Consider the following 3,604-nt stretch of genomic DNA (forward strand, 5'->3'; position numbering starts at 1 on the left):
CGCGGGAAGCGTATATTACGCTGCACCGCTGAAAAGTCAACGTTAATTTTTCAATTTCGCGTTTAACTTTCCGACTGTTACCGCAACTGCGAATCGCTGTTGCCGTGTCAGTGGAGGCGCAGTATAGGGATTTCCGCGCAGCCTGCAATAGGTATTTTGAATAAAATTGACTGTTTGCTGAATTCCACAGCAAAACCCCGCTTTATACCCACTTTTGCACAATATTATCCACAAATGAGATTCTCCCTAAAATTAGACGAGCATCACGCAAACGTTTTCGCTACAATTCTCCCGCGCAAAATTACCGCACAAGAACAGAATAGGAATGCGGTTTTATCCAGATAAAGATAAAAACAGCAAAACTTCATTCATATACTGTTCCAAAGCCAAGGAATACATCACCATGTCACAACCTCGTCCTATCCGCCGCGCTTTACTCAGCGTTTCTGACAAAGCCGGTATTGTCGAATTTGCTCAGGCGCTTTCTCAACGTGGCGTGGAGCTGCTTTCCACTGGCGGCACTGCCCGCCTGTTGGCTGATGCGGGCTTACCCGTCACTGAAGTGTCCGACTATACGGGCTTCCCAGAGATGATGGATGGTCGCGTTAAAACCCTGCACCCGAAAGTACACGGCGGGATCCTGGGTCGTCGCGGCACGGATGACGCCATCATGGCTGAATATGACATCAGTCCCATCGATATGGTGGTGGTAAACCTGTATCCCTTCGCGCAAACGGTGGCCCGTCCCGATTGCTCACTGGCTGATGCCGTCGAAAATATCGATATTGGCGGCCCGACCATAGTGCGTTCCGCCGCCAAGAACCATAAAGATGTCACTATCGTGGTAAAAAGCAGTGACTACACTGACATCATCAACGAAATGGATGCCAATGCGCGTTCCCTGACGTTGGAAACCCGCTTCAATCTGGCGATTAAAGCCTTTGAACACACCGCGGCCTACGACAGCATGATTGCCAACTACTTTGGCACGATGGTTCCTCCTTACCACGGAGAGACAGATAAGCCGGCCGGCCACTTCCCGCGCACGCTGAACCTGAACTTCATCAAGAAGCAGGACATGCGTTACGGCGAGAACAGCCATCAGCAGGCCGCCTTCTATATTGAAGAGACGCTGAAAGAGGCCTCTGTTGCAACAGCAGAACAGTTGCAGGGCAAAGCGCTGTCTTACAACAATATTGCCGACACCGATGCGGCGCTGGAGTGCGTAAAAGAGTTCGCCGAACCGGCCTGCGTTATCGTGAAACACGCCAACCCCTGTGGCGTTGCTATTGGCGAGTCGATTCTGGCGGCCTACGAGCGCGCCTACAAAACCGAACCCACCTCTGCGTTTGGCGGCATCATCGCGTTTAACCGCGAATTGGACGAAGCCACCGCGCAAGCGATCATTAGTCGTCAGTTTGTAGAAGTGATCATCGCGCCCTCAGCCAGTGCAGCGGCCTTGAAAGTAACAGCAGCAAAACAGAACGTGCGCGTCCTCATTTGCGGCCAATGGCAGCAACGCATTTCCGGGCTGGATTTCAAACGCGTCAACGGCGGCCTGCTGGTACAGGATCGCGATCTGGGCATGGTTGATGCGGGTCAACTGCGCGTTGTCACAGAGCGTCAACCGACAGAAACCGAACTGCGCGATGCACTGTTCTGCTGGAAAGTCGCGAAGTTCGTCAAATCCAATGCCATCGTCTATGCCCGTGATAATATGACTGTCGGCATCGGTGCAGGACAGATGAGCCGCGTCTATTCCGCAAAAATCGCGGGAATTAAAGCCGGTAACGAAGGATTGCAGGTTGGAGGCTCCGTAATGGCCTCTGATGCGTTCTTCCCGTTCCGTGACGGTATCGATGCCGCCGCTGCCGTTGGCATTACCTGTGTGATTCAGCCGGGGGGTTCCATTCGTGATGACGAGGTTATCACCGCCGCTAACGAACACGGCATTGCCATGATCTTCACCGACATGCGCCATTTCCGCCACTAATTCAGGATATGACACAGATGAACATTTTAATCATTGGTAATGGCGGGCGCGAACACGCGCTGGCGTGGAAAGCCGCCCAGTCGCCGCTGGCAGATGCAGATAATGTCTATGTCGCGCCCGGTAATGCGGGTACGGCACGCGAGCCTGCACTGCAAAACGTGGCAATCTCCGCTACCGATATTCCGGCGCTGGTTGCTTTTGCCCAGGAAAAACAGATTGGTTTGACCATCGTCGGTCCGGAAGCACCGCTGGTGATTGGCGTGGTTGATGCTTTCCGTGCTGCGGGTCTGACGATTTTTGGCCCGACTCAGGCTGCTGCACAATTGGAAGGCTCCAAGGCCTTTACCAAAGACTTCCTGGCGCGCCAGCAGATCCCCACCGCGTTCTACCAGAATTTCACCGAGGTTGAGCCTGCACTGGCCTATGTGCGCAAGCTCGGTGCGCCTATCGTGATCAAGGCTGACGGCCTGGCGGCAGGCAAAGGCGTTATTGTTGCCATGACGCTGGAAGAAGCAGAAAACGCGGTTCAGGATATGCTGGCAGGTAATGCGTTTGGTGATGCTGGGCACCGTATCGTCATCGAAGAGTTTCTGGAAGGGGAAGAGGCCAGCTTTATCGTCATGGTCGACGGCGATAATGTATTGCCCATGGCCACCAGCCAGGACCACAAACGTGTGGGCGACAAGGACACCGGCCCGAACACAGGCGGTATGGGTGCATACTCTCCTGCCCCGGTGGTGACCAATGAGATCCACCAGCGCGTGATGGATCAGGTGATTTGGCCGACAGTGCGCGGCATGAAGGCTGAAGGAAACACCTATACCGGTTTCCTGTATGCCGGGTTGATGATCGATGACGCGGGCCAGCCTAAGGTGATCGAATTTAACTGCCGCTTTGGCGATCCGGAAACGCAACCGATCATGATGCGCCTGCGCTCGGATCTGGTGGAGATGTGTCTGGCAGCCTGTGAAGGCAAACTGGATCAGACAACGTCCGTCTGGGATGAGCGCCCGGCGTTGGGCGTGGTGATTGCGGCAGGCGGTTACCCCGGTGACTACGCTTCCGGCGATGTCATCAGCGGCTTACCACAGGAAGAAGCGGAAGACAGTAAGGTGTTTCAGGCTGGCACCGCACTGCGTGGCGATGACGTAGTCACCAGCGGTGGGCGCGTGCTGTGCGTGACCGCCTTGGGTAGCACTGTCGCACTGGCGCAGCAGAAAGCGTATGAGGTTGCCAAAGATATCCGCTGGAACGACAGTTTCTACCGCAATGATATCGGCTACCGCGCCATTGCACGTGAGCAAAAGCAATAATGCGGGAATGATAGGTGGTATGCCCCTTCGTCGTCCTCGGCGTAGGCCGGGGACCTCTGGCAGAAGAAACGCGTTTAGCCTGTGAGAGATTCCCGCCTGCGCGGGAATGACAGAGAGTATGCAGGAACAACAAGAAGTAGGCGGGAATGACGGGTAGATTTAACCCTACTCGCGACCCTGTACACGATTCTGTGTAAATGCCTTTTCTCAGTAGTGACCGTCCAGACGATCACCGAACTCGATAATAAAGCGGCTCATAGCCATACGCCAGTCCCTCAGCGGCATCGTCCATTTTTGT

2 protein-coding genes are annotated in these 3,604 nt (G+C 54.6%); both read left to right on the top strand.

The features are described from left to right. The first annotated feature begins 403 nt into the window (after positions 1-403). Positions 404-1,993 (top strand): bifunctional phosphoribosylaminoimidazolecarboxamide formyltransferase/IMP cyclohydrolase, encoded by a 1,590-nt coding sequence (gene purH / locus ACTBDZ_RS16035; RefSeq protein ID WP_438816048.1) that lies wholly within the window; start codon positions 404-406, stop codon positions 1,991-1,993. Between the two features lie 17 nt (positions 1,994-2,010). After that, the gene (purD, locus tag ACTBDZ_RS16040) at positions 2,011-3,306 is read left to right on the top strand and encodes a phosphoribosylamine--glycine ligase (protein WP_438816049.1); all 1,296 of its coding nucleotides are present in this window, start codon (positions 2,011-2,013) and stop codon (positions 3,304-3,306) included. Positions 3,307-3,604: the final 298 nt, after the last annotated feature.

It is taken from the genome of Symbiopectobacterium sp., from assembly GCF_051710365.1.
Classification (GTDB): domain Bacteria; phylum Pseudomonadota; class Gammaproteobacteria; order Enterobacterales; family Enterobacteriaceae; genus Symbiopectobacterium.

Excerpts from the sequence above, each read along its gene's own strand:
- purH (WP_438816048.1), top strand. The coding sequence starts at position 404 with ATGTCACAACCTCGTCCTATCCGCCGCGCTTTACTCAGCGTTTCTGAC.
- purD (WP_438816049.1), top strand. The coding sequence starts at position 2,011 with ATGAACATTTTAATCATTGGTAATGGCGGGCGCGAACACGCGCTGGCG.